Origin of the sequence: Actinomycetospora sp., assembly GCF_036497585.1 — a bacterium.
Classification (GTDB): domain Bacteria; phylum Actinomycetota; class Actinomycetes; order Mycobacteriales; family Pseudonocardiaceae; genus Actinomycetospora.
In genome coordinates, this window is sequence record NZ_DASXJD010000219.1 from 1 (window position 1) to 22,074 (window position 22,074).

The 22,074-nt window shown below is 74.5% G+C and carries 20 protein-coding genes; 12 read left to right on the forward strand and 8 right to left on the reverse strand.

What is annotated here, in order from left to right:
* On the reverse strand, positions 1-252 hold a 252-nt coding region (locus tag VGH76_RS21945), incomplete at its 3' end, for an AMP-binding protein (protein ID WP_331558847.1).
* Positions 253-388: 136 nt separating this feature from the next.
* Here VGH76_RS21945 and VGH76_RS21950 point away from each other — a divergent pair.
* Together VGH76_RS21950 and VGH76_RS21955 are read left to right on the forward strand one after the other, a co-directional pair.
* Positions 389-1,012: a TetR/AcrR family transcriptional regulator gene (locus VGH76_RS21950; protein ID WP_331558848.1), complete on the forward strand. Its 624-nt coding sequence runs from the start codon at positions 389-391 to the stop codon at positions 1,010-1,012.
* A 52-nt stretch (positions 1,013-1,064) separates the two neighbouring features.
* Complete coding sequence (locus tag VGH76_RS21955; RefSeq protein WP_331558849.1) at positions 1,065-1,883, forward strand: adenylate/guanylate cyclase domain-containing protein; 819 nt, start codon at positions 1,065-1,067, stop codon at positions 1,881-1,883.
* Between the two features lie 195 nt (positions 1,884-2,078).
* On the opposite strand, the gene VGH76_RS21960 is transcribed toward VGH76_RS21955, so the two are convergent.
* The gene (locus VGH76_RS21960) at positions 2,079-3,464 is read right to left on the reverse strand and encodes a UDP-glucose/GDP-mannose dehydrogenase family protein (RefSeq protein WP_331558850.1); all 1,386 of its coding nucleotides are present in this window, start codon (positions 3,462-3,464) and stop codon (positions 2,079-2,081) included.
* 591 nt (positions 3,465-4,055) lie between these two features.
* On the opposite strand from VGH76_RS21960, the gene VGH76_RS21965 reads away from it, so the two are divergent.
* The 6 genes from VGH76_RS21965 to VGH76_RS21990 all read left to right on the forward strand — a co-directional run bounded on the left by VGH76_RS21965 (position 4,056) and on the right by VGH76_RS21990 (position 11,220).
* Positions 4,056-5,060 carry a hypothetical protein gene (locus tag VGH76_RS21965; RefSeq protein ID WP_331558851.1) on the forward strand — a complete coding sequence of 335 codons (1,005 nt, stop codon included), beginning with the start codon at positions 4,056-4,058 and terminating at the stop codon, positions 5,058-5,060.
* Positions 5,060-5,776 (forward strand): hypothetical protein, encoded by a 717-nt coding sequence (locus tag VGH76_RS21970; protein ID WP_331558852.1) that lies wholly within the window; start codon positions 5,060-5,062, stop codon positions 5,774-5,776. The genes VGH76_RS21965 and VGH76_RS21970 overlap by 1 nt, the downstream gene beginning before the upstream one ends.
* Positions 5,773-6,783, forward strand: coding sequence for a hypothetical protein (locus VGH76_RS21975; RefSeq protein WP_331558853.1), 1,011 nt, complete (start codon positions 5,773-5,775; stop codon positions 6,781-6,783). Before VGH76_RS21970 ends, VGH76_RS21975 begins: the two co-directional genes overlap by 4 nt.
* Positions 6,780-8,042 (forward strand): OmpA family protein, encoded by a 1,263-nt coding sequence (locus VGH76_RS21980; protein WP_331558854.1) that lies wholly within the window; start codon positions 6,780-6,782, stop codon positions 8,040-8,042. The genes VGH76_RS21975 and VGH76_RS21980 overlap by 4 nt, the downstream gene beginning before the upstream one ends.
* 263 nt (positions 8,043-8,305) lie before the next feature.
* Positions 8,306-10,006, forward strand: a complete 1,701-nt coding sequence (locus VGH76_RS21985; RefSeq protein ID WP_331558855.1) for a methyltransferase domain-containing protein — start codon at positions 8,306-8,308, stop codon at positions 10,004-10,006.
* 233 nt (positions 10,007-10,239) lie between these two features.
* The gene (locus tag VGH76_RS21990) at positions 10,240-11,220 is read left to right on the forward strand and encodes a hypothetical protein (RefSeq protein ID WP_331558856.1); all 981 of its coding nucleotides are present in this window, start codon (positions 10,240-10,242) and stop codon (positions 11,218-11,220) included.
* Positions 11,221-11,299: 79 nt separating this feature from the next.
* Here the strand turns inward: VGH76_RS21990 and VGH76_RS21995 are convergent, their stop codons facing one another.
* From VGH76_RS21995 to VGH76_RS22005, 3 genes are all read right to left on the reverse strand, one after another.
* Positions 11,300-12,244 (reverse strand): polysaccharide deacetylase family protein, encoded by a 945-nt coding sequence (locus tag VGH76_RS21995; protein WP_331558857.1) that lies wholly within the window; start codon positions 12,242-12,244, stop codon positions 11,300-11,302.
* On the reverse strand, positions 12,241-13,125 hold the full coding sequence (locus VGH76_RS22000; protein WP_331558858.1) for a hypothetical protein: 885 nt from the start codon (positions 13,123-13,125) through the stop codon (positions 12,241-12,243). Before VGH76_RS22000 ends, VGH76_RS21995 begins: the two co-directional genes overlap by 4 nt.
* 91 nt (positions 13,126-13,216) lie before the next feature.
* A complete protein-coding gene (locus VGH76_RS22005) occupies positions 13,217-13,591 on the reverse strand; it encodes a hypothetical protein (protein WP_331558859.1) in 375 nt (124 codons plus the stop codon).
* Between the two features lie 507 nt (positions 13,592-14,098).
* Here VGH76_RS22005 and VGH76_RS22010 point away from each other — a divergent pair.
* Positions 14,099-15,454, forward strand: coding sequence for a glutamate-1-semialdehyde 2,1-aminomutase (locus VGH76_RS22010; protein WP_331558860.1), 1,356 nt, complete (start codon positions 14,099-14,101; stop codon positions 15,452-15,454).
* 4 nt (positions 15,455-15,458) lie between these two features.
* Here VGH76_RS22010 and VGH76_RS22015 read toward each other — a convergent pair whose 3' ends face one another.
* On the reverse strand, positions 15,459-16,358 hold the full coding sequence (locus tag VGH76_RS22015; protein ID WP_331558861.1) for a hypothetical protein: 900 nt from the start codon (positions 16,356-16,358) through the stop codon (positions 15,459-15,461).
* A 169-nt stretch (positions 16,359-16,527) separates the two neighbouring features.
* The gene (locus VGH76_RS22020; protein ID WP_331558862.1) at positions 16,528-17,589 is read right to left on the reverse strand and encodes a glycosyltransferase family 4 protein; all 1,062 of its coding nucleotides are present in this window, start codon (positions 17,587-17,589) and stop codon (positions 16,528-16,530) included.
* A gap of 366 nt (positions 17,590-17,955) precedes the next feature.
* Between VGH76_RS22020 and VGH76_RS22025 the strand changes: the two genes are divergently transcribed.
* The 3 genes from VGH76_RS22025 (at position 17,956) to VGH76_RS22035 (ending at position 21,046) form a co-directional block, all read left to right on the forward strand.
* A complete protein-coding gene (locus VGH76_RS22025; RefSeq protein WP_331558863.1) occupies positions 17,956-19,203 on the forward strand; it encodes a glycosyltransferase family 4 protein in 1,248 nt (415 codons plus the stop codon).
* The gene (locus VGH76_RS22030; protein WP_331558864.1) at positions 19,200-20,306 is read left to right on the forward strand and encodes a glycosyltransferase family 4 protein; all 1,107 of its coding nucleotides are present in this window, start codon (positions 19,200-19,202) and stop codon (positions 20,304-20,306) included. The genes VGH76_RS22025 and VGH76_RS22030 overlap by 4 nt, the downstream gene beginning before the upstream one ends.
* Positions 20,307-20,383: 77 nt before the next feature.
* The gene (locus tag VGH76_RS22035; protein WP_331558865.1) at positions 20,384-21,046 is read left to right on the forward strand and encodes a hypothetical protein; all 663 of its coding nucleotides are present in this window, start codon (positions 20,384-20,386) and stop codon (positions 21,044-21,046) included.
* A 43-nt stretch (positions 21,047-21,089) separates the two neighbouring features.
* On the opposite strand, the gene galE is transcribed toward VGH76_RS22035, so the two are convergent.
* The gene (galE, locus tag VGH76_RS22040; protein ID WP_331558866.1) at positions 21,090-22,037 is read right to left on the reverse strand and encodes a UDP-glucose 4-epimerase GalE; all 948 of its coding nucleotides are present in this window, start codon (positions 22,035-22,037) and stop codon (positions 21,090-21,092) included.
* Positions 22,038-22,074: the final 37 nt, after the last annotated feature.

Below are 22,074 nucleotides of genomic sequence, written 5' to 3' on the forward strand. Positions count from 1 at the left end.
CGAGAGCACCGCCACCCGGTCCCCGCGGCGCAGGCCCAGCGCGGCGAACGCCCCGATCAGCCGACGCACCCGCTCGCCGAGCTCGCGGTAGGTCAGCGCCGCCTGCGGGCAGACGACGGCGGGGGCGTCCGGCGCGACGACGAGGGCGCGGCGCAGGGGCGCGGAGACGGTCCGGGTCGCGTTGCGGGTGTCGCCCGCCGGAGCGAGTCCGTTTCCGGCGGACCCGGCGTCGCGCGCCTCCAGCGTCGTCATCGACCGTGCCTCCCAGCTGTGCCGAACGATCGTTCGGTGGGTACCATAGCAGGCGGCGTGATCGGCAACACCCCTCCGATCGGCCGCCGGAGCGGGCACGGTCGGGGTCCGCACGAACGAGGACGGGAGCCCGGCGATGAGCGCGGCGCGCGAGGACAGGGCCACCCGGCGGCCGGGCCGGCGCACGACCAACGGGGAGCCCTACACGCTGGGCTCGCTGATCGAGGTCGCCGCCCTGGCCTTCCTCGAGCGCGGCTACGACGCCACCAGCATGGAGGACCTCTCCCGGGCCGCGGGCATCACCAAGTCGTCCTTCTACCACCACGTCTCCGGCAAGGAGGCGCTGCTGCGCGGGGCGCTCGACCGCGCGCTCGACGGCCTCTTCGGCGTCCTCGCCGAGCCCGCGGCGCTCGAGGGGCCGCCCGTCGCGCGGTTGCGCCACATCGTGCGGCGCCAGGTCGAGGTCCTCGCGACCGAGCTGCCCTACGTGACGCTGCTGCTGCGGCTGCGCGGCAACACCGAGACCGAGCGCTGGGCGCTGGGCCGCCGCCGGGAGTTCGACCAGGCCGTCGCGGCCCTCGTCCGGGAGGCGACCGAGGCGGGGGCGGCACGCCCCGAGGTGGACCCCGTGGTGGCGGCCCGGCTGCTCTCCGGGACGGTGAACTCGCTCATCGAGTGGTACCGCCCGGACCGGGTGGCGGTGGCGGACCTCGTCGACGCCGTCGAGCGGCAGGTCTTCGACGGCCTGCTGGGTGGCTGACGCTCATGGGGCCGGACACCGTCACGGTGATCGTCACCGGTAGAAATCCGGTGTGGACCCCGACGACGGCGACGCCGCTCCCGACGGCCGGATGGCCCGGCTGCGCGCCCAGACCGTCCGTGCCGGCACCCGGGCCCGCGAGCTCGACCGCTCGCCCGGCCTGCAGCGCGCGGTCAAGCGCCTCCGGGACGCCCTGCCCGGCGACTCCCACTTCGGCGACCCGCTCTCGCTCGGCGGCGCCCGGCACACCGAGGCCGCCGGGCGGGCCATCGTCGGGCTGACCGGCGACCGGCCCGGCGTCACCCGCGAGCTCGGCCTCGGCGGCGTGCAGCTGTGGCAGTCGGTGCTCGAGCGGTTCGGGCGCGGCGGCGGCGAGCACGAGCTGGTGCTCGTGTTCACCGACCTCGTCGAGTTCTCGCGGTGGGCGCTCGAGGCGGGCGACGACGCGGTGCTGCGGGTGCTGCGGGAGGTCGGCGACGCCTGGGAGCCGCCGATGACCCAGCGCGCGGGCACCGTCGTCAAGCGACTCGGTGACGGGCTCATGGTCGCGTTCGCCGACCCCGCCGCGGCGCTCGCGGGCGTGGTCGAGGCCCGCCGCCGGCTCGGCGAGCTGCACGTCGACGGCTGGACGCCGCGGATGCGGGCGGGCCTGCACTCCGGGCACCCGCGCCGCGTCGGCGGTGACTACCTCGGTGTTGCGGTGAACACCGCCGCCCGGCTCGGTGACGCGGGGAAGGCCGATGAGATCCTCGTCAGCGGCGACCTGCTGCGCCGCCTGGACGCCACGACGGTGACCGCGCGGCGCAAGCGGCGGGTGCGGCTCAAGGGGGTCTCCGACGATCTCGAGGTGTACGCGGTCGAGCCGGTGTAGGTGCGCTCCGCGCTCGTGAGCACTTTGCGGGGCCATGACCCCGGAAAGTGCTCACGAGCCGGAGGCACCTATCCGGTCCAGCCACTCGGCCAGCAGGCCGCGCGCGCTGACACCCCGCCCGGAGCGCACGAACGGCCGGTCCGTGACCGAAGAAGGTCACGGACCGGCCGTTCGTGCGGTCTCCGGAGAAGCCCGCTAGTCGACGACCCCGTCGCCGCGGCGGCCGAGGCCGACGGCGGTGAGGCCGGCGCGGCGCAGCAGGGCCGGGTCGACCACGTTGCGGGTGTCGATCACCAGCGGGCGCTTCATCGCCGCGGCCATCACCGACCAGTCCAGCGACCGGAACTGCGGCCACTCGGTGAGCACCAGCACCGCCTCGGCCCCCTGTGCCGCCGACACCGCGTCCGCAGCCAGCGGCACCCCCTCGATCTCGGTCGGCGCCGGCGCCCCGTCGCGGAACTTCATCGCCTCCGGCCCGTCGACGAACGCCGGGTCGAACCCCACCAGCTCCGCCCCCGCCTGACGCAACAACGCCGCGATTGCCAACGCCGGCGAGTCCCGCAGATCATCGGTGCCCGCCTTGAACGTCAGCCCCAGCAACGCCAACCGCACCCGCGACAACGAGCCCGTGCGCTTCCCGGTCACCGCCAGGCGCACCTTGTCCACGATCCGCTGCCGCTGCCGGGTGTTGGTGTCGATCGTCGCCCGCAGCAACCGGAACTCGAAGTCCGCCGCGTCGGCCACCTGCAACAACGCGTGGGTGTCCTTGGGCAGACACGACCCGCCCCACCCCGGGCCCGGCGACAGGAACGCCTGCCCGATCCGCCGGTCGTAGCCGATCCCCTCGGTCACGTCCGCGATGTCCGCGCCCACCCGCTCACACAGCTCGGCCATCGCGTTGACATACGACAGCTTCATCGCCAGGAAGCAGTTCGCCGCGTACTTCATCAGCTCCGCCGACGCCGCGTCGGTCAGCACCGTCGGCGCCCCCAACCGCGCGTACAACGCCGCCACCCGCTCCGCGGCGTCCTGGTTGTCCGACCCCACCACGATCCGGTCCGGCCCCAGGAAGTCCTTGACCGCCGCCCCCTCGCGCAGGAACTCCGGGTTGGACACCACCGCCACGTCGTCGCGCTCGAGCATCTCCGCGGTCCGCGCCGCCGTGCCCACCGGCACCGTCGACTTGTTCACCACCACCGTGCCCGGCGCCAGCGCCCCCCCGACCTCCTCCATCACCGACTCCACCGCGCGCAGATCGGCCACCCCACCCGCGCCCATCGGCGTCGGGACACACAGGAAGACGACCTCCGGCGAGCGCGCCGTGCCGTCGGGCCCGGGCTCGAACGACTCCAACGCCGCCGAGTTCCCCACCACGAACGACAACCGGCCCGCCGAGGTCTGCTCCGCGGCCAGCTCCGCCAGCCCCGGCTCGACGATGTCCACCACGCCGCGCCGCAACCGCTCCACCTTCGCAGTGTCGATGTCGGCGCACACCACCTCGTGACCCAACGACGCCAGACACGCCCCCGTCGTCAACCCGACGTAGCCCGTCCCCACCACCATGACCCGTCGTGCGAACACGTCGGATTCCCCTCTCCGTCCGGCTCCGCCTGGTCGCGGGAGGCCGCCCCGGTGGCGTTCCCGCACCTACGCTGCCAGATCACGGTCGGTGAGCAGACGACCGCGGGGCCCGGCCCACCCGCGGGCCCTGAGGACGCCCCCGTGACCGCGTTGACGTGGTCCTGCCGGGTCAGCCCGGACGACGGGTCGTCGAGCACGCCCTCGAAGGCGGAGCCTCGAGGTGCCGCCGGTCTGCGCGGCCGGCGGTCCCGGGCTCTCCCCGACGGCGTCGCCTCGCAGCCGTGGGGCTACCTAGCGCCGTTACCCCTGGTCGGAGCGTGTTCATCGTCCGATGGAGTCGTCACTGCTCCGGTGGAGTTCCACCGCGTCGGGTGATCTCGGGACCCGGTGCGTCGGGCCGCGCGCGTGTCGGGCGGCGGGGCTCGCGGGGCCCGTGGCCTGCCTGTTGCCCGCCGAGGGCCCCGGACGTGGTCCTAGACTGCGGCCGGGTGCGCGCGACGGGCGCGGCCGGACCGCCGGCCGGTGCACGAGCGCAGGAGAACGAGCGGCCCGGTGGGTGTCCTCGCGGAGGACCACGGGCGGGAGGTCCCCATGAGCCGGCCGGCCGACGCACGCCGCGCCGAGCCGCCGGGTGCGTCCGCTCCGGGGCCGGGACCCAGCACCCCGGTGACCGGCATCCCCGCCCCCGCGCCGTCGCCCGAGACCCCCTCGTCGCAGGGCGCGGCGGGTGGCCCGTCGTCGGGACCGGGACGGCAGCGGACCTCCTCGTCCGGCACCGCGACGCGTCCCGTCCCGCCGCCGAGCGCGGCCGGCGGCCTGCCGTCCTACTCCTGGTCGCGACGGTTCGCGGACTGGCGCCGCGGCCGTGCCGACGGTCGCGCGGGCCTGCCCGGCACGGAGCCCGACCGCCCGCCCGGGACGGCCGCCCTCGAGGAGCTCGTCCAGGATTTCCTCGCGCGCAGCCACTCCGAACGGCTGCGCCTCGACGTCGAGCTCGCCCCGCTGCTCGAGACCGAGGCGGCCCTCGTCACGCGGATCGAGGAGGCCGGGCGGGCCGCGGACCGGGCGCGGGAGCGGCTGGTCGGGTGGCCGCTCCTGCTCGACGACTCCCAGCTCGCCCTCCGCCGCGGCGGCGAGTCGCACACCGCCGAGGACGTCGTGCGCGCTCGGCGGGCCCGCGAGTACGACGCGATCCGGCGGCCTCTGGTCGAGGACGTCGACCGCGCGCACCGCGCCGCGGCGACGGCGTCCGAGGAGCTCGCCCGGACCCGGGCCGCGCTCCGGGCCCGGGAGATCGTCGGGGCCACCCGGGTGCGACGGCTGCACGCCCAGACGATGCGCCGGATATCGGCCTACGAGCGTCACCTCGTGCGCCGCCACCCGGCGGGCGACCGGGTCGGGCCGATCCTGGCCGCCCAACACCCCCGCGTCCCCGGCTGGGTCCTCGCGGCCGAGGACCCCGCGGTGCCGCCCGGGGCGACCACGTCGACGCCGCCCACGGGTCCCCCGGCGGCGGGCGACGCCGCGCCGGACCCGGCCACCGATCCCCCGGCCGGGTACACCGGCCGGCACGTGCACCCCGTCGAGGAGGCCTGATGGCTCCGACCGCGCCGTGGTGGCGCCGGCTGCCGGGCCGTCGCGCCCCGCGGGACACGCCGCCCCCCGGCGGGGTGGGCGGCTCCGGCCCCGGGCCCGACGCGCCCCACGGCGTGCGCCCGCCGCGCACGCCAGAGGAGCGGCGGTTCTCGCAGGTCTACGCCGAGGACCGGGTCGGCCCGATGCCCTACCCGAACCAGGCGAGCCCCGACGTCGCCGCTGCGCGCGGGCGCGTCCGCGCGCTGGTCGGCGACCTGCTGCCCGGCGGGGTCGACGAGGGCACGGGCGCCGCGCTCGACCCGCTCATCGCGTCCTGGGCCTCGGGCTGGCTCGCCCGCATCGACTCCGAGCACGCCGACCACCACGCGGTCGTCGACCGGCTCATCGGCGGCGCGCGGCGCCAGCTGGCCGACGCCGAGGCCGCGCACGAGCACGACCGGGGCGCCCTGGAGATCGCCCGGCGCGACTACGCCGACGCCCGCGAGCGGCTCATGGAGCCCCCGGCGGCCGCCGCTGTGGAGGGCCGACCCGGGGACGCCGGCCGCCGGTCCGGACCCGTCGGGCTGCTGCGCCGCGTCGCGGGCCGCGGGTCCGCCTCGCCCGCCACGCCGACGGCCGCGCCGGACCCCGAGCCCGCGACCGGGCCGATCCGGATGACGCCCGAGGAGCCGGCGACCGACCAGCCGCTCACCGGCCGGACGGGAGAGGCGCGGTGACCGCCACGCCTCCCGGCCGGGGCGGCCGTCGGCCGCGTCGTGCCCGCCCGGACCCGATCCCGCGCTCGTACCGGGACTCCACGATGCTGATCAACCGGTCGCGGGAGGACTTCCTCTCGCTCGGGATCATCATCCTGGCCCTCGGCGGGGACATCGCCGCCTTCTACGTGGTGCTGGCGCGGGTGTTCCGCGGCTCCACGTTCCTCATCGTCATCGGCACGATCGGGTTCGCGGCGGCGGCGGTCGGCCTCGCCCACCTCGTCGGGCAGGGCCTCGCACGGCGCCGGTGCGGGGACCCGCGCGCGAGCGTGGTGCTGACGTCGGCCGCCTTCCTGGTGTGGGTGGCCCTCGGGGTCGCCTCCTTCGTGACCCGGCTGCTCACGCCCTCGACGACGTCGTCGGATCCCTTCGGCGCGTCCTCGGGCGGGTTCGGGTCGTCCTCGGGCGGGTTCGGGTCGTCGTCGAGCATCGACCTGTCCACCGCGCTGCCCGCGATCCTCTTCGGCGCGCTCTTCCTGGCCAGCGGGGTCGCGGCGATGGTGGCCACCTTCGTCTCGTTCAACCCGGTCGCCGGGGCCCTGCGGCGCGCGGAGCGGCGGCTCGAGGAGGCCACCGCCGCGGAGCGGCGCAGCCGCGCCGAGCTGGAGCGCTCGCGGGAGGCGCTGCGCCAGCAGGAGAACGAGCGCGACCGCGAGGAGCAGCGCTGGGCGGCGGCGCGCCAGCAGGTCGCGGCCGAGATGCTCGAGCTCCAGAACTACGCCCGCAGCCTCATGGCCTCGCGCAAGCAGAACCCGTCGGTGACCGACGGGCTCGCGAGCTCCGCCCCCTATCCGCTGTTCACGCCGGCCCGGGCCGTCGAGCCCGGGCGGGAGGCGGCCCCGACCCGGTCGCCACGCGGGTCCGCCCGGTCCCGGCCGACCGACGCCGACCCGCCCCCGGCGACCGGCCCGCCGAACGGCAGTGCCCGCTCCCGTCCCCCGACGACCTCGAACGGAGGCCATCCGTGACGGCCGATCTCGTCGCCGCGGGATCTGCAGCGGTGGGCCCGGGTGGTCGGTCCCGACGGCGGGCGGGTGCGGGGCTCGCCACGGCGGCCGTCGCGCTGCTCGTCCTCGGTGCCTGCTCCTCGGGCGACTCCGGGGGCGGCTTCGGCTCCGGCGGGGGCGGTGCGCCGCTGAGCTGCCGGGTGCCGATCGGCCCGATGGCGATCGCGGTCTCCGGGCGGGCGAACAGCCCGGAGCCCGGTCTGCCGACGTCGGTCCAGCAGGCCGCGATCTCCGTCGTCGCCGGCGCCGCGGACCAGAAGGTGGCGCCGAAGTTCACCGTCGTCGACCTCGACGGGCGCCCGACGGTCGCCGGCAGCGACACCTACCGGACCGACGCCGGCAACGCGATCGCGGCCCAGGACGACCAGAACGCCTTCCTGTCCGGGCTCGGCAAGGCGATCGGCGGAGTCCGGGCGCAGTACCCCGAGGCGGACGTGCTCGGTGCAATGGGCCTCGCCGGGCGCTCGGTGCAGGGCGGGCGCCCGGGCACCGTCGTGCTCGTCGACTCCGGGCTGTCGACCGTCGCGCCGCTGGACTTCCGCCAGGCCGGCCTGCTCGACGCGCCCGTGCCGGACACCGTCGGGTTCCTGCGCGACCACCGGGCGCTGCCGGACCTCGCCGGGGCCACCGTGGTCCTCGCCGGGCTCGGGGACACGGCCGCGCCGCAGGCGGCGCTCGACACCGCGCAGCGCGGCGAGCTCGTCTCGTTGTGGAAGGGCATCGCGGCGGCGTCGGGGGCGGCGTGCGTCGCGGTCGTCGACGAGCCCCGCTCCGGGGAGGCCCCTTCGGACGTCCCCCCGGTGACCACCGTGGCCGTGCCGCCGCCCCCCACGATCACGCCCGGTAAGGCCACCTCGCTGCCGGACAACGGGTCGATCGGGTTCCAGCCCGACACCGCGGAGTTCCGGGACCGCAACGCCGCCCGTGGGGTGCTCGCGCCGTTCGCGCAGTTCCTCGCGCAGGGCCCGACGCGGCGTCTCGCGCTGACGGGCACCACCGCGCGGGCCGGGAGCGCGGTCAGCCAGGTGCAGCTCTCCACGCAGCGTGCCGAGGCCGTGAAGGCCCTGCTCGTCGAGCTCGGGGCGCCACCGGACCGGATCTCGACGGCGGGGGTGGGGAGCCAGTTCCCGGGCTACGTCGTCGACGTGGGGCCCGACGGCACACAGCTCCCGGGACCGGCGTCGCAGAACCGGCAGGTCATCGTGGAGCCCACCGGCTGACGCGTACGTGAAACATCCAGGTGCCCCCTGTGTCCACCGGGATAACGTGACCGGTATCTCTTCACGGTTCGGCAACCTTCTCGACTCGTGCTCGAACCCCCCTGCGATCAGGCCCTATCGTCGGACCTCGACGCATTCCGGGTGGTCTTACTGAACCGATCGAGTCACCGAACGTGACCGGCCGCGGTGTTCACCGTGGCCGCCCGCCCCTAACGTCTCTTCTCCGGAAGCGTCACCACCCGACGTCCGGAGGGAACCACCAGATGACGACAGCCGCAGACCGGAGCCCCGACACCGCGGCTGGCCTCGACCCTGAGTACTCCGAGGCCGATGTCCACCAGGAGTTCGGCGAGAACCCCAACGAGGTTCGCGACACGAACCACTATCAGGACGAGTACATCAAGGGCTTCGTCGACAAGTGGGACGACTACATCGGCTGGGAGGGACGCGCCGCCAGCGAGGGTTCGTTCTTCATCGACCAGCTGCGCGCCCGTGGCGTGGAGAAGGTCCTCGACGTCGCGACCGGCACCGGGTTCAACTCGGTCCAGCTGCTCGAGGCGGGCTTCGAGACCGTCTCCGCCGACGGCAGCGCCGAGATGCTCGCCCGCGCCTTCGCCAACGGCCGCGAGCGCGGCCACGTGCTGCGCGTGGTCCAGGCCGACTGGCGCTGGCTCAACCGCGACGTCCACGGCGAGTACGACGCGATCATCTGCCTCGGGAACTCCTTCACGCACCTCTTCTCGGAGCGTGACCGCCGCAAGGCGCTGGCGGAGTTCTACGCGATGCTCTCGCACGACGGGGTGCTGATCCTCGACCAGCGGAACTACGACTCCATCCTGGACGAGGGCTTCTCCTCGAAACACAAGTACTACTACAGCGGCGACACCGTCACCGCCGAGCCCGAGTACCTCGACGACGGCCTCGCACGCTTCCGGTACACGTTCCACGACGACGGATCCGTGTACCACCTCAACATGTTCCCGCTGCGCAAGGACTACGTGCGCCGGCTCATGCGCGAGGTCGGGTTCCAGAAGATCGACACCTACGGCGACTTCCAGGACACCTACGGCGAGGACACCCCCGACTTCTGGATCCACGTGGCTGAGAAGACCTACCGCACCGACGACGAGCTCACCGACTCGTACTCGACCGCGGTCCACACCGCCCGCGACTACTACAACTCCAGCGACGCCGACACCTTCTACCACGAGGTGTGGGGCGGCGAGGACATCCACGTCGGGCTGTACGACAGCCCCGACGAGGCGATCGCGCCGGCCTCCGCGCGCACCGTCCAGCGGATGGCCGAGACCGCGGGCATCACCGCCGAGACCCGGGTCCTGGACATGGGCGCCGGGTACGGCGGGGCGGCGCGGCACCTGGCCCGCGAGTACGGCTGCCGGGTGACCTGCCTGAACCTCTCCGAGGTCGAGAACGAGCGGAACCGGGAGAAGACCCGCGAGCAGGGTCTCGACCACCTCGTCGACGTCGTCGACGGCTCGTTCGAGAACATGCCGATCCAGGACAACGCCTACGACCTCGTGTGGTCGCAGGACGCGTTCCTGCACTCCGGCGAGCGCTCGACGATCGTCTCCGAGATCGACCGCGTGCTGGTGCCGAACGGGCAGGTCGTATTCACCGACCCGATGGCCGCGGACGGCGCCGACACCTCGAAGCTCACGCCGATCCTGGCGCGCCTGCACCTGGACAGCCTCGGCTCGCCCCGGTTCTACCGCGACGAGTTCGCCAAGCACGGGTTCACCGACTACTCGTTCGCCGACCACACCGACCAGCTGACGACGCACTACGGCCGGGTGCTGGCGGAGCTCGAGAAGGCGGAGCAGGCGTTCGCCGGCAAGATCTCCGAGGAGTACATCTCCAACATGAAGACCGGCCTGCAGAACTGGGTCAACGGCGGCAAGTCCGGTCAGCTCTCCTGGGGCATCTTCCGGATCCGTCGCCACTGATCGGCCCAGGCTCTGGGGCTTGGCGGTGCAAGCGGAGCGTCGATGCTTGCATCCAGTGACAGGAAAGCCCCGGCGTCGATGAGATGGTGAGCAAGCAGTTGCTGCGGCGGACGTACCGAAATCTGATACGTCCGCCGTAGTCGCCTGTCCACACCGGCACGCGTGGCCGCATCTGTCCACAGGTCGGCCGGCCGAGCTACCCGGTGGGCGCCGACCGGGCCCAACGTGGCGCCATGCGCCGCAACCCCCGGACGAACGACCTCGACTTCCTGAGGTCGCACGCCGTCGATGACGTCATCAGCGTGTGCGTGCTCGTGGCCCTCGGCATCCCCGAGACCACCGTGTATCGCCGGTGCCGCGCGGGCGGCCCCTGGCAGCTCCTCGCGCCGGGCGTCGTGCTCCTCAGCACCGGGACACCGACCCGCCGCCAGTACCTCCGGGCGGCCCTGCTCCACGGCGGTCCCGGGACGGTGATCACCGGGCTCGACGCGGCCCGTGCCCACAGCCTGCGCCGCGGCGAGCTGCCCGCGCACGTCCACGCGCTCATCCCGGGTGCCCGGCAGGTGCGGAGCGTCCGGAACATCCTCGTCGAACGGTCCGGCCGTCTCCCGCCCAAGCCGCTCGTCCGTGACGGGCTGCCCGTGGTGCCCATCGAACGCTGCGTCCTCGACGCGGTACGCCGGCTCCGCAACGAGTCGGACATCGCCGCGATCCTGACCGAGCCGGTGCAGCGACGGATGGTCCTCGAGGAGGCGCTGGAGGACGAACTCGAGAGCGGGTGCCGCAAGGGGTCGGCAATCCCTCGAAAGGTCCTCCGGGCGATCCGTGGTGGGGTCCGTTCCGCGGCCGAGTTCGACGTCCGCACCTGGTGGCTCTCCCGACCCGAGCTCGAGCCGGCCCTCTTCAACGTCGCCCTGCTCGACGAGCGGCAGACCGTCCTCGGCATCGCCGATGTCTTCGACGAGCACGCCGGACTGGTCGTGCCGGTCGATTCGGTCGAGCAGCACTTCGCGACGCCGGACCAGGTAGCACTCACCGAGCGACAGCACCGGGCCTACCGCCGGGCGGGCCTCCACGTGCTCGGCATCCGCCCCAGCCGCGTCCGCACGGATCCCGAAGGCCTGCTGCAGGACGTCCTCGACGCGCTGGAGGTCGCCTCCGCCCTGCCGCCGGCTCGGGTCACGTGGCGCCCCGATGTGGCCGCACGACCATGACCACTCGTCCCACGAAGCGGGTTTCCTCCCACCGGATGCAAGCAACGACGCTTCGCTGCCAACCGTGAGCGGCCCGGAGTCAGCGGCCCGCCAGCGCCGACACCCGCCGGCCCACCGTCGTCCGGGCCTTCCGCCAGGTCTTGGAGACGACGGTCGAGAGGTCGTCGGTCGGTGTGAGGATCACCCGGCGCATTTCGTAGGGCGAGCCCGACGGCCCGGCCAGCCCGGGACGCGTCGTCACCGCACACCGGTAGCCGAGTTCGGACACCAGCCGCGTCGTCGTCTCCGAGTAGTCGCTCGCCGAGCCGTTCGGGAACGCGAGGGTGTCCACCGTGATGCCGAGCCCGGACTCGAGCTCCCGCCGCGAGTCCGACAGCTCCGTGAGCTGCGCCGCCTCGGTCTCCCGCTCCAGGATCGCGTGCGTCACGGTGTGCGACCCGACCTCGTGCCCGGCCGCCAGCAGGGACTTCGCGCCGCCCCAGTCCATGAACAGTCCCTCGCCCACCGACGTCGGCGCCGGGTTCAGCTCCTCCGACACCCGGGCCACCTCCGCGACCCGGCTCGCGTGGTCGAGGGTCTTGACCGCACCGCGCACCGCCTCGTGCGCCGTCTCGCGCGCCGCCGGGGTCGAGAGGTCGTACACCGTGTCGCCGACCGACAACCGAGGAGCGCGGGCCCGCTCGAACGCCGCGGACAGGTCCTCCCACCACGCGCCGACCATCCCCGACAGGAAGCCGGGCACGAGGAAGAACGTCGCCGGGAACCCGTGCTCGGCCAGCATCGGGACGCCGAGCTCGAGGTTGTCGAGGTACCCGTCGTCGAAGGTCAGCACCACCGCCCGTGGCGGCAGCGGCTCGCCGGCCTCCATCCGCGCCAGCGCGTCCCCGAGGGAGAGGACGTTCCCGAACCGGGCGATCGTCCGCAGCTGCTTCGCGAAGCCCAGCCGGCCCACGCCCGGCGGGTCGGGGAACCCCGGCGTCGGGTCGATGTTGTGCCAGCCGAGCACGAGGAGCCGGTTGCTCATGCGAACCGATGGTAGGACCCGTCCCGGACGTCCCCGCCGTCGGTGGCCGCCACCGCCTCGGCCACGACCGCGGACACGGCGGCTCGCCGCGCCGGGTCGGCGCGCAGGGACCGCGAGAGCTCGAGGTGCACGAACGGCGTCCCGAGGCGCGCCGCCAGCCCACCCTGGACGTTCCGGGTGCCCGAGAGCCGTTCGCAGCCGGGCTCCCCGCCGCCGCGCACCCGCTCGCCCGCCGCGCGCAGCCCCCGCGTGACCTCCCCGAGCAGGGCGGAGCTGGAGCCGGCCCCCGGGGAGGCGACGACGTCGAACCCGGGCCGGTCGGCACACCCGTGGACCTGCACCTGCGGCGTGCCGTGGGCCCCGACCAGGCCCGCGGCGAGGCGGGCGAACACGGAGTCCGGCCGGTGCGACACGTCGGCGGGGAAGTCGGCCCGCCGCCGAGCTCCCGCGGGCGCCGCCGCGTGCCGGTGCGCCCCCGCCTGCAGCAGTAGGGCCCCGTCCAGCCGGCCCAGCACGCCGAGCCCGACGCGCTCGGTGCGCAGGTCCGAGTGCGGGTGCGGGATCTCGACGACGACCTGGGGCGCCCGGCCCCCGACGACGGCGGGCAGCACGACGAGGCCCCACGCGCGGGGGGTGGTCGGGTCCGCGACGAGGAGGGTCCGGCCGCCGACGCGGCGGACGGCGAAGCCGGCGGCGCGGGCCGCCGGTCCGAGGTCCGCGGTGTCGGCGCCGGCGCACGCGGCCAGGACCGCGAGGACGAGGCGGTCGACAACGGCGTCCTCGGCGGGGAGCGGCGGCCGATAGGGCCCCGCGGAGCGCAGCGAGGTGGTGAACCGCTCGACGAGGTGCGCGAGCGGCCCGTCCTCCGCGTCGCCCGTCACTCCCGGAGCGTGCCACGAGGCGGCACCTGCCACCCGGCGGTCGGCCGCTCGGGGGCCGTCCCCGGACCGGTCAGGGGCCGGTCAGGGTCCGTCAGGCGCCGGCCGGGTACGCCGGGCCCCACTCCGGCCGCTCGACGCGCGCCGCGGAGGCGCCGCGCTCGGCGGGCCCGCCGAAGACGGAGCGGGTGTCGCCGGCGGGCGGGTTGCCGAAGGGCGGTGTCCCGAACGGCGCGACGTAGAAGTCGAGCGGGCGGCGCGGCGCGTTGAGGAACGCCGCCGCCTCGGGGTCCGGCTCGAAGGGCAGCTCCGACCCGAACGGGAAGACCGACTCCGCGAGCGCCGACGCCGAGGGCGCGTGCACGGCGGACCGCCACCCGGCGACGCCGTCCTCCCCGGACGCCGACGACGCCCAGGACGCCCCGGACCCCGAGGACGCCCCGGACCCCGAGGACGCCCAGCCCGGCACCGCGGACGCACCGCGATCCGCCCGCGACGCCGCCCAGGCCGGTGCCACAGGTGCGGGACCCGAGGTCGGCCGCAGGGCCACCATCCGGCGGGGCCGCACGTCCACCGACACCGCTTCCCCCGGACCGCCGCCGTCACTACCCGCCGTGCGGGAACCACGCTCCGCCATGCCGACCATTCTCGGAGTCGCCTCCCGCACGCCCCGGTCGGGGGACCCGCCCTCGGCCGACCGGGACCGCACCGGCGGCACCTCGCGGGGCCGGTGTCGCGCGGGGCGCGCGCGCCGCCGCCGTTCGGGCCCGGGAACGCCGTCCGCGCCCCGACGGGCGGGCCAACGAACGCCCACCTCGGTGACGCTCGGTACTCCCCGGGGGAGGCCCGTCTCACCGCGGGCCGCCGTCACCACCGGCCGGGACGACGCGTTGGGACCTGCGGGACGAGAGCACTCCCCGAGGTTGCTCCTTCCGGGCAGGCGCCGGTGTCGTTCCACGGACAGGAGGAGCTCCCGATGGACAGCTCAGGTCCCTCGTTCACCCGTTCGAATGAACTCCAGAGCCGGCTGCACAACATGGTGCCGGGTGGCGCCCACACCTACGCCCGCGGGGACGACCAGTACCCCGAGGACATGGCGCCGATCATCGAGCGCGGTCTGGGCGCACGGGTGTGGGACGCCGACGGGAACTGCTTCGTCGAGTACGGCATGGGCCTCCGGGCCGTCACCCTCGGTCACCGGTATGCGCCGGTCGTCGACGCCGTCCACGACGCCCTGACCCGCGGGGTGAGCTTCACCCGACCCTCGACGCTCGAGGTCGCGGCGGCCGAGGACTTCCTGTCGCTCGTCCCCGGGGCCGAGATGGTCAAGTTCGCGAAGAACGGCTCCGACGCCACCACCGCCGCCCTCCGGCTCGCCCGCGCCGTGACCGGGCGCGAGCTGGTGGCGGTCGCCGACCAGCCGTTCTTCTCCACCGACGACTGGTTCATCGGCGCCACCGGCATGCCCGGGGGCATCCCGATCCCGGTGCGCAACGCGACCGTCCGCTTCACCTTCAACGACCTCGAGTCCCTGCGCGCCGTGATCGCCGCCCACCCCGGCCGGATCGCGGCCGTCTTCATGGAGGCCGCGACCGGCGTGGTCGCCCCCTCACCGGGCTACCTGCGGGCCGTCCGCGACCTGTGCACCGCCGAGGGCATCGTGCTCGTCTTCGACGAGATGATCACCGGGTTCCGGTGGGCGGCCGGCGGCGCCCAGGAGGTCTACGGCGTCGTCCCCGACCTCTCCACGTGGGGCAAGGCGATGGGCAACGGCTTCTCGATCGCCGCGCTCGCCGGCCGGCGCGAGCTCATGGAGCGCGGCGGCCTCGACACCGACGACGAGCGCGTGTTCCTGCTCTCGACCACCAGCGGGCCGGAGCTCGTGGGGCTGGCCGCGTTCCGGGCCGTCGTCGAGGCCTACCGCACCACCGACCCCGTCGGTGCCATGGCGCGCACCGGCCGGCGCCTCGCCGCCGAGGTCAGCGCGGTCGTCGGCGAGGCCGGGCTCGCCGAATACCTCGACGTCGCGGGCCACCCGAGCTGCCTGGTCTTCCGCACCCGCGACGCCGACGGCCTCCCCTCGCAGGAGTACCGCACGCTCTTCCTCGCCGAGCTGCTGCGCGGCGGTGTCCTCGGGCAGTCGTTCGTCGTGTCCGCAGCGCACACCGAGGCCGACGTCGACCTCACGGTCGAGGCCGTGGCGGCCGCGTTGCCGACCTACGCGAAGGCCGTCGAGCTGGGCACCACCGACGGGCTGCTCGAGGGCCGCCCCGTGGCGCCCGCCCTGCGCCCGCACGCCGGACCCCGCCGGCGGGCCGCCACCCCCGCGTGACCGGTCAGCGCGTGGCGCCGACGACGGCCACGCCGTCGTAGCGCTCCGCGAGCTCCTCGGGCATCGGCGCGAGGTCCGAGCAGCGCCGGAAGTCGCGCAGCGACGTCCCGGAGCACTCCGAGTCCACGTTCACCGACCCGCGCCCGGCCTCGACGTCGTCGATGTCGACCACGCGGAAGTCGATCGAGTACCGGGTGCGCCCCGAGGTGTTGGGCACCGACGAGTGCAGCTGGTTGCCCGAGAACACCATCATCCCGCCGACCTCGGGCACCACGCGGACCTGCGGGTCGAGCTCCACCGGCTCCTCCGGCTTGGGCTGGTCACGCGTGTCCTTGCCGATCTGGCTGGCGGCGCTGAAGCGGCTGGTGCGGTTCCACTCGGCGTAGTCGTAGCGGCGCGACCCGTTCCTGACACCCTGGGTCATGTACTTCGGGTGGAACGCCATGACGTTGTCGGCGGTCACCGGGTACACGGGCATCCACCAGTTGGTCTGGCACATCGGGGCCGAGTACCAGGTGTCGCGGTGCGGGTGGAAGGCGTAGGCGATCCCCGTCGTGAGGTAGTCGTCGGACGTCGACGTCCGCAGCCGGGGCACGTCGAAGTAGGTCCGCTCCGGGTCGCAGCCGCGCTCCTCCAGCACCGCCGGGAGCAGCTCCTTGCAGCGCGGGTGGTGGATGAACCGGGGCTTGAGCTCCGCCAGCAGCGCCGCGAACTCCCCGACGTCCATCCGGTGCTGCGCGGTCTCCGGGTCGCGCTCCCCGAAAGCCTCCTCGACCAGGCCGCGGGTGAAGTCCACCAGCGCGAGCGTCGCCGGCGACGCGCCGTACACCATCACGTCGCCGCGGTAGAGGTGCTCGCGTCGCGTGGCGTCGTCGAACGACGGGTTCGACAGGACGTTGGTCACCTGACACTCCTCCCTGCGTCGGCTCCCCCCTCGGGCGCCGGCGCCGGTCCGTTCGTTCGATCTCCCGGCAACGTTATGACGCGTGCCCCCGGGAGGGGTTGTCCGGGGCGGCCGGATCAGGAACGTCGTGCCGTCCGTGCACGGAGCGTGCGCGTCCCCCTCGATGCCGCTAGCCCACGACGCCGCGGAGGATGTCCCGCAGCTCGCCGGCCATGCTCGCGGAGGTGAACCGCGCCTCCACCTCCTTGCGCCCGGCCGCGCCCATCTGGGCGGCGCGCTCGGGGTCGGCGAGCAGCTTGCCGATCGCCTCGGCCATCGCCTCGGGATCGTCCGGCGGGACGAGCAGCCCCGTGCGGCCGTGGTCGACGTAGGTGTCCATCCCGGGGTTGTCGGTGGCCACGACGGGGCGGCCGCTCGCGAGCCCCTCGAGCGCCACCGTGAGGCCCGCCCCGACCGGGTTGGGGCGCAGCGCGATCGCCACCACCGTGGACCGCTGGTAGAGCCCGCGCATCGCCGCGTTCATCCGCCGGGCGTGCACGACGCCGGCCTCGGGCGCGAGCTGGACCGGGAGCGTCGTCGCCAGCTCCAGCCACGCCGGGAGGCCGGCCGCGCGGACGCGCTCGACGGCCCCGACGAGCGTCGCGTGGTCGCGGTTGCGGTCGTCGCCGACGCTGGTGACCGTGACGCCGCTCGGGTCGCGGCCCTCCCACGGCTGCTCCGGGTAGAACTCCGGGTCGATCCCGAGGGTCACGCCGTGCACCCGGTCCGGGTCGACGTCCCAGTGCGCCTTCAGGATCGGCACCAGCCCCGGCGACTGCGTGAACAGTCCGGCGGCGCGGCGCAGCGCGGTGGTCGCGGCGCGGCGGTGAGTCGGCCGGAGGAGGTCCGGGCGGACGAGCCAGCCCACGCCGGTGACGACGGGCCGGCGCCGCGACGTGAGCAGCGCGGGGAGACCGTTGCGCTCGTCCATGCAGAGCAGGGCGTCCGCGCCGCGGCGCTGGACGGCCCCGGTGACGGCGGTGACGGCCTCGTACATGTCGAGGCGGTCGCGCACCTTGCGCGAGCCGTAGGCGAGCAGGCCGTTCGCGGGGCGACGGAAGGTGACCACGTCGCCCTCGTCGCCGATGTGGTGCAGGCCGTAGGGCGTGTGGTCCGGGATCTCGCCGCGCGCGTTCCGGAGGCGGTACTCCTCCACGTCGAGCTCCTCGGGCAGCTCCACGTGCACGTGCATCGTGACGACCCCCTCACACCTGACCCGATCGGGCGTATTCGGCACGCTACCGTCGCCCGCTACGGCGCCCGACGCCCGGTTTGCCCGGTGGAGTGGGCCCGCGCCGTCGCGGGCCGGTCATCGTCGCATCCTGCGCGCGCACCGTTTCGTGCCCGGCGGCGGAGGAGGGGCCGTGGTCCTGCTTCCGCCGGGTGACGCAACCCCGACGGTCACGGAACGTCCTGCGGTAGGCACGTCGTTCAGCGGCCCCGGGTGGCGACGGCGGGCACCCCGAGGAACCCCGCGACCACATCGCTACCGTGGTCCTCCGATCCGACCGGTCGCCGGTCGGCTCACCCCCGGCCCCCACAGGACGGACCCAGGATCTTGCCCGGCAGAGCGCTCATCCTCGTCGAGAACCTCTCGGTGCCGTTCGACCGCCGTGTCTGGCAGGAGGCCACGACGCTGCGTGACCACGGCTGGGACGTCGAGGTGATCTGCCCGCTGGGGACCGAGCGCGACACCGAGCGCGAGGCGGTCGTCGACGGGGTGTCGATCCACCGCTACCCGCTCGTCGCGGCGTCCGGGGGCCCGCAGGGCTACCTCAAGGAGTACGGCTCCGCGCTGTTCCACTCGATCCGGCTGGCCCGGGCGATCACCCGCCGCGCCCCGATCGATGTCGTGCACCTGTGCAATCCGCCGGACCTGCTGTTCATCGTGGCCCTCGTGCTGCGGGTGATCGGGCGCCGGCACGGCGTCCGCACCCGCGTGGTGTTCGACCAGCACGACCTCGTGCCCGAGCTCTACCTCTCCCGCTTCCGCCCCAAGCGCGACGCGCTGTACTGGGGCCTGCGCCTGGTCGAGTTCCTGACCTATCGCACCGCCGACGTCGTCGTCTCCACCAACGAGAGCTACCGCGCCAAGGCCGTCGGACGCGGGCGGGTGCCCGGCAGCCGCGCGTTCACCGTCCGCAGCGCCCCCGCGCTGGACCGCTTCAAGCAGGTCCCGCCGGAGCCGGAGCTCGCGAAGGGCCGCGACCACCTGCTCGTCTACCTCGGCGTCATGGGGCCGCAGGACGGCGTCGACTACGCCGTGCGCGCCCTCTCGCAGCTGGCCGAGCGCCGCGACGACTGGCACGCCGCCTTCCTCGGCGGCGGTGACGCCTACGACGACGTCGTCGACCTCGCCCACCGCCTGGGCCTGGACGACCGCGTGACGTTCACCGGCATGGCCGACACCCCGCTGGTGCGGCGCTACCTCTCCACGGCGTGCCTGGGCATCGCCCCCGACCCGCTCAACCCGCTCAACGACGTGTCCACCATGAACAAGATCATGGAGTACATGGCGATGGGGCTGCCGATGGTCTCCTTCGACCTCACCGAGAGCCGGGTCTCCGCGGGCGACGCGGCGCTCTTCGCCCGTCCCAACGACGTCGACGAGTTCGCCACCCTGGTGTCCGAGCTGCTCGACGACCCGGTGCGGCGCAAGCAGATGGGCGAGGTCGGGCGCGAGCGCGTCGCGGGCGCGCTGTCCTGGACGCGCTCGGTCGAGTCGCTGCTGGCGGCCTACGCCCTGGTCGACCCGGCCCCCGCCCCCGCCGGGCGCCCCGCGACGTCGGCGGTCACCGACCGGTGACCGGCCCGACGGACCGCCGCGGCCGGAGCGACCGGCTCCGGGTGCTCGTCGTCGGGCAGGCGTCGTCGACGCCGGGCGGCATCGCCGCCGTCCAGCGGCTGCACGAGCGGTTCCTCGCCGCCCGCGACGACGTCGAGGTGCGCCTCGCCATCACCTACGACGAGGCAGGCCCGCTGCGGCGCCTGGGGCTCATGGTCGGCGGCATCGGCCGCGCGCTCACCCTGGTGCTCGGCGGCCGCGTGGACGTCGTGCACCTGCACGTGGCCAAGGGCCTCTCCGCGCTGCGCAAGGGCGTGATCGTGGCGGCGGCCCGCTCGCGCGGCGTCCCGACCGTGCTGCACACCCATGCCGGCGCCTTCGCCGACTGGTTCGACGGCCTCCCCGCCCCGTTGCGCCGCCTCGTGGCGTGGCTGCTGCGCGCCGACCGCGTCGTCGTCCTCGCCCCCGGGGCCCGCGAGGTCTACACCTCGCGGCTGGGCCTGCCCGACGACCGCGTCGTGATGCTCGCGAACCCGGTGGAGTGGCCGGCCACCGTGCCCGAGCGCGACCCGCACACCGGCACCGTCGAGGCGCTCTTCCTCGGGCGGCTCATCGACCGCAAGGGCGTGTTCGACCTCGTCGACGCCCTCGCCGGCCTGCAGGCCGCGCACCGGCGCCGGCTGCACGTGACGCTGGCCGGGCACGGGGACGCGGACGCGGTGCGCCGGGCGGTCGCGGGGCACGGACTCGACGCGACCGTCGCCGTCCGCACCTGGATCGGCCCCGACGAGCGCGACGAGCTGCTGCGCGCCGCCCAGATCCTCCTGCTGCCGAGCTGGTGGGAGGGCCTGCCCATGTCGGTGCTCGAGGGCATGGCGTGGGGCCTGTGCCCCGTGGTCACCCCCGTCGGGGGCCTCGCCACGCTGGTCCGCGACGGGAACAACGGCGTCGTCGTCCCCGTCGGCGACCCCCCGGCGCTCACCGCGGCGCTGGACAAGCTCCTCTCGGACGACGAGGTCCGGGTGCGCACCGGGGCCCGGGCCCGCGAGAGCGTCCGGACCTTCGGCGCCGACGCGTGGGCCGAGCGGCTCGTGACCCTCTACCGGGAGCTCCTGGACTCCTGACCACGACATCATCGGCTCGACGAGCACGGCTCCCCTGACCGGAGCGACGGACAGCGATTGACAAGGAAGGGCTCTCCATGGCCGACCGGAGCGAGCACGGCACCGTGCTCACCTACGACCCGATCGAGTTCCCGTTCTCGACCGTGGTCGCGAAGATCCTGGACACCCCGGACCTGGAGCGGATCCACGATCTCGGCCGCCGGTCCGACGTCCACAACCACGACCAGGACTCCGACGACCACTCGCTCTTCTATCGCGAGTACGAGCAGGTGCGGGACCTCTATGACCGCTTCCTCGTCGAGTGGATCCTCCCGCAGTACGGGGAGGACCTCGCAGTGCAGCGCGTCCCCACCTTCCGCGTGCACCGGCCCGGCTCGGTCGCTGTGAGCGAGTTCCACAAGGACTCCGACTACAACCACCAGCCGGCCACGCTGAACTACTGGCTGCCGCTGACCCGGGCCTACGGCACCAACTCGATGTGGATCGAGGACGAGCCGGGTAGCGACACCTACTCGCCGGTGGTGGTGAACCCGGGCGAGGTGTGGCGGTTCGACGCGGTGAACAACCGCCACGGCAACTACGCCAACCACACCGACACCTCGCGGGTCAGCTTCGACTTCCGCGCGATCCCGCTGCGCCTCTTCGTCGACGAGGGCAAGTCGACGGTGAACGCGAAGCGCCGGATGGACCTCGAGGGCTACTACCGCAAGCTCGACGCGAACGGCCAGTTCCAGAGCTGACGCTCATGTGAGCGGATGCGGTCGTCATGACGACCACATCCGTTCACATGACCATCTGGTCCAGCCCTCGCGACGCCCGCCAGCCGAGGACCTCGGCGATGCGGGTCGCGTCGGCGACGACGCGGGCCGGGTCGCCCGGGCGCCGCGGCGCGATGCGGTAGGGCACCGGGCGCCCCCGCACCCGCTCGACGGCGGCCACCACCTCGAGCACGCTCGTGGGCTCGTTGCGGCCCACGTTGAGCACGCCCGGCGAGGGCTCCGCGTCATCGAGCAGCACCTGCGCCGCCGCCACGTGGGCCTCGGCCAGATCCTCGACGTGCACGTAGTCGCGCAGGCACGTCCCGTCCGGGGTCGGCCAGTCGTCGCCGAACACGCTCACCGGCTCGCCCGCCTCGGCCGCCCGCACCACCAGCGGCAGCAGGTTCGTCGCGCCGCGGTCGGCCAGGGCCGCCGACGCCGCCCCGGCCACGTTGAAGTACCGCAGCGCCCCCCACCGCAGACCGGCGGCCTCGGCCTGGCGACGCACCGCCCACTCCCCGCCGAGCTTCGTCTCGCCGTACGGGCTCGTCGGCAGCGTCGGATGGTCTTCCGCGACCGGCTCCGCACTCGTCTCGCCGTAGACCGCCGCGCTCGAGGAGTACAGGATCCGCCCGATCCCGGCCGCGGTCGTCGCCCGCAGCAGCGCGACCGTGCCGCCGACGTTCTGCTCGTAGTAGTGCAGCGGCACGGCGACCGACTCGGGCACCGACTTCTTCGCCGCCAGGTGCACCACCCCGTCCAGGCGCCGCCGCGCGGCCAGCCCGGTCAGCACCGCGGGCAGGTCCGGGTCGAGCAGGCTCGTGCGCACCAGCTCGACGTCCTCGGGCAGGCGCTCGGGCAGCCCCGTCGAGAGGTCGTCGAGCACGACGGCGTCGTGACCCGCGTCGAGCAGGGCGCGCAGCACGTGGGCGCCGATGTAGCCGGCCCCACCGGTCAGCAGCCAGGTGCTCACCGCCGCGACCCTAGTCAGCGCCCGGGAGCGGGCCCCG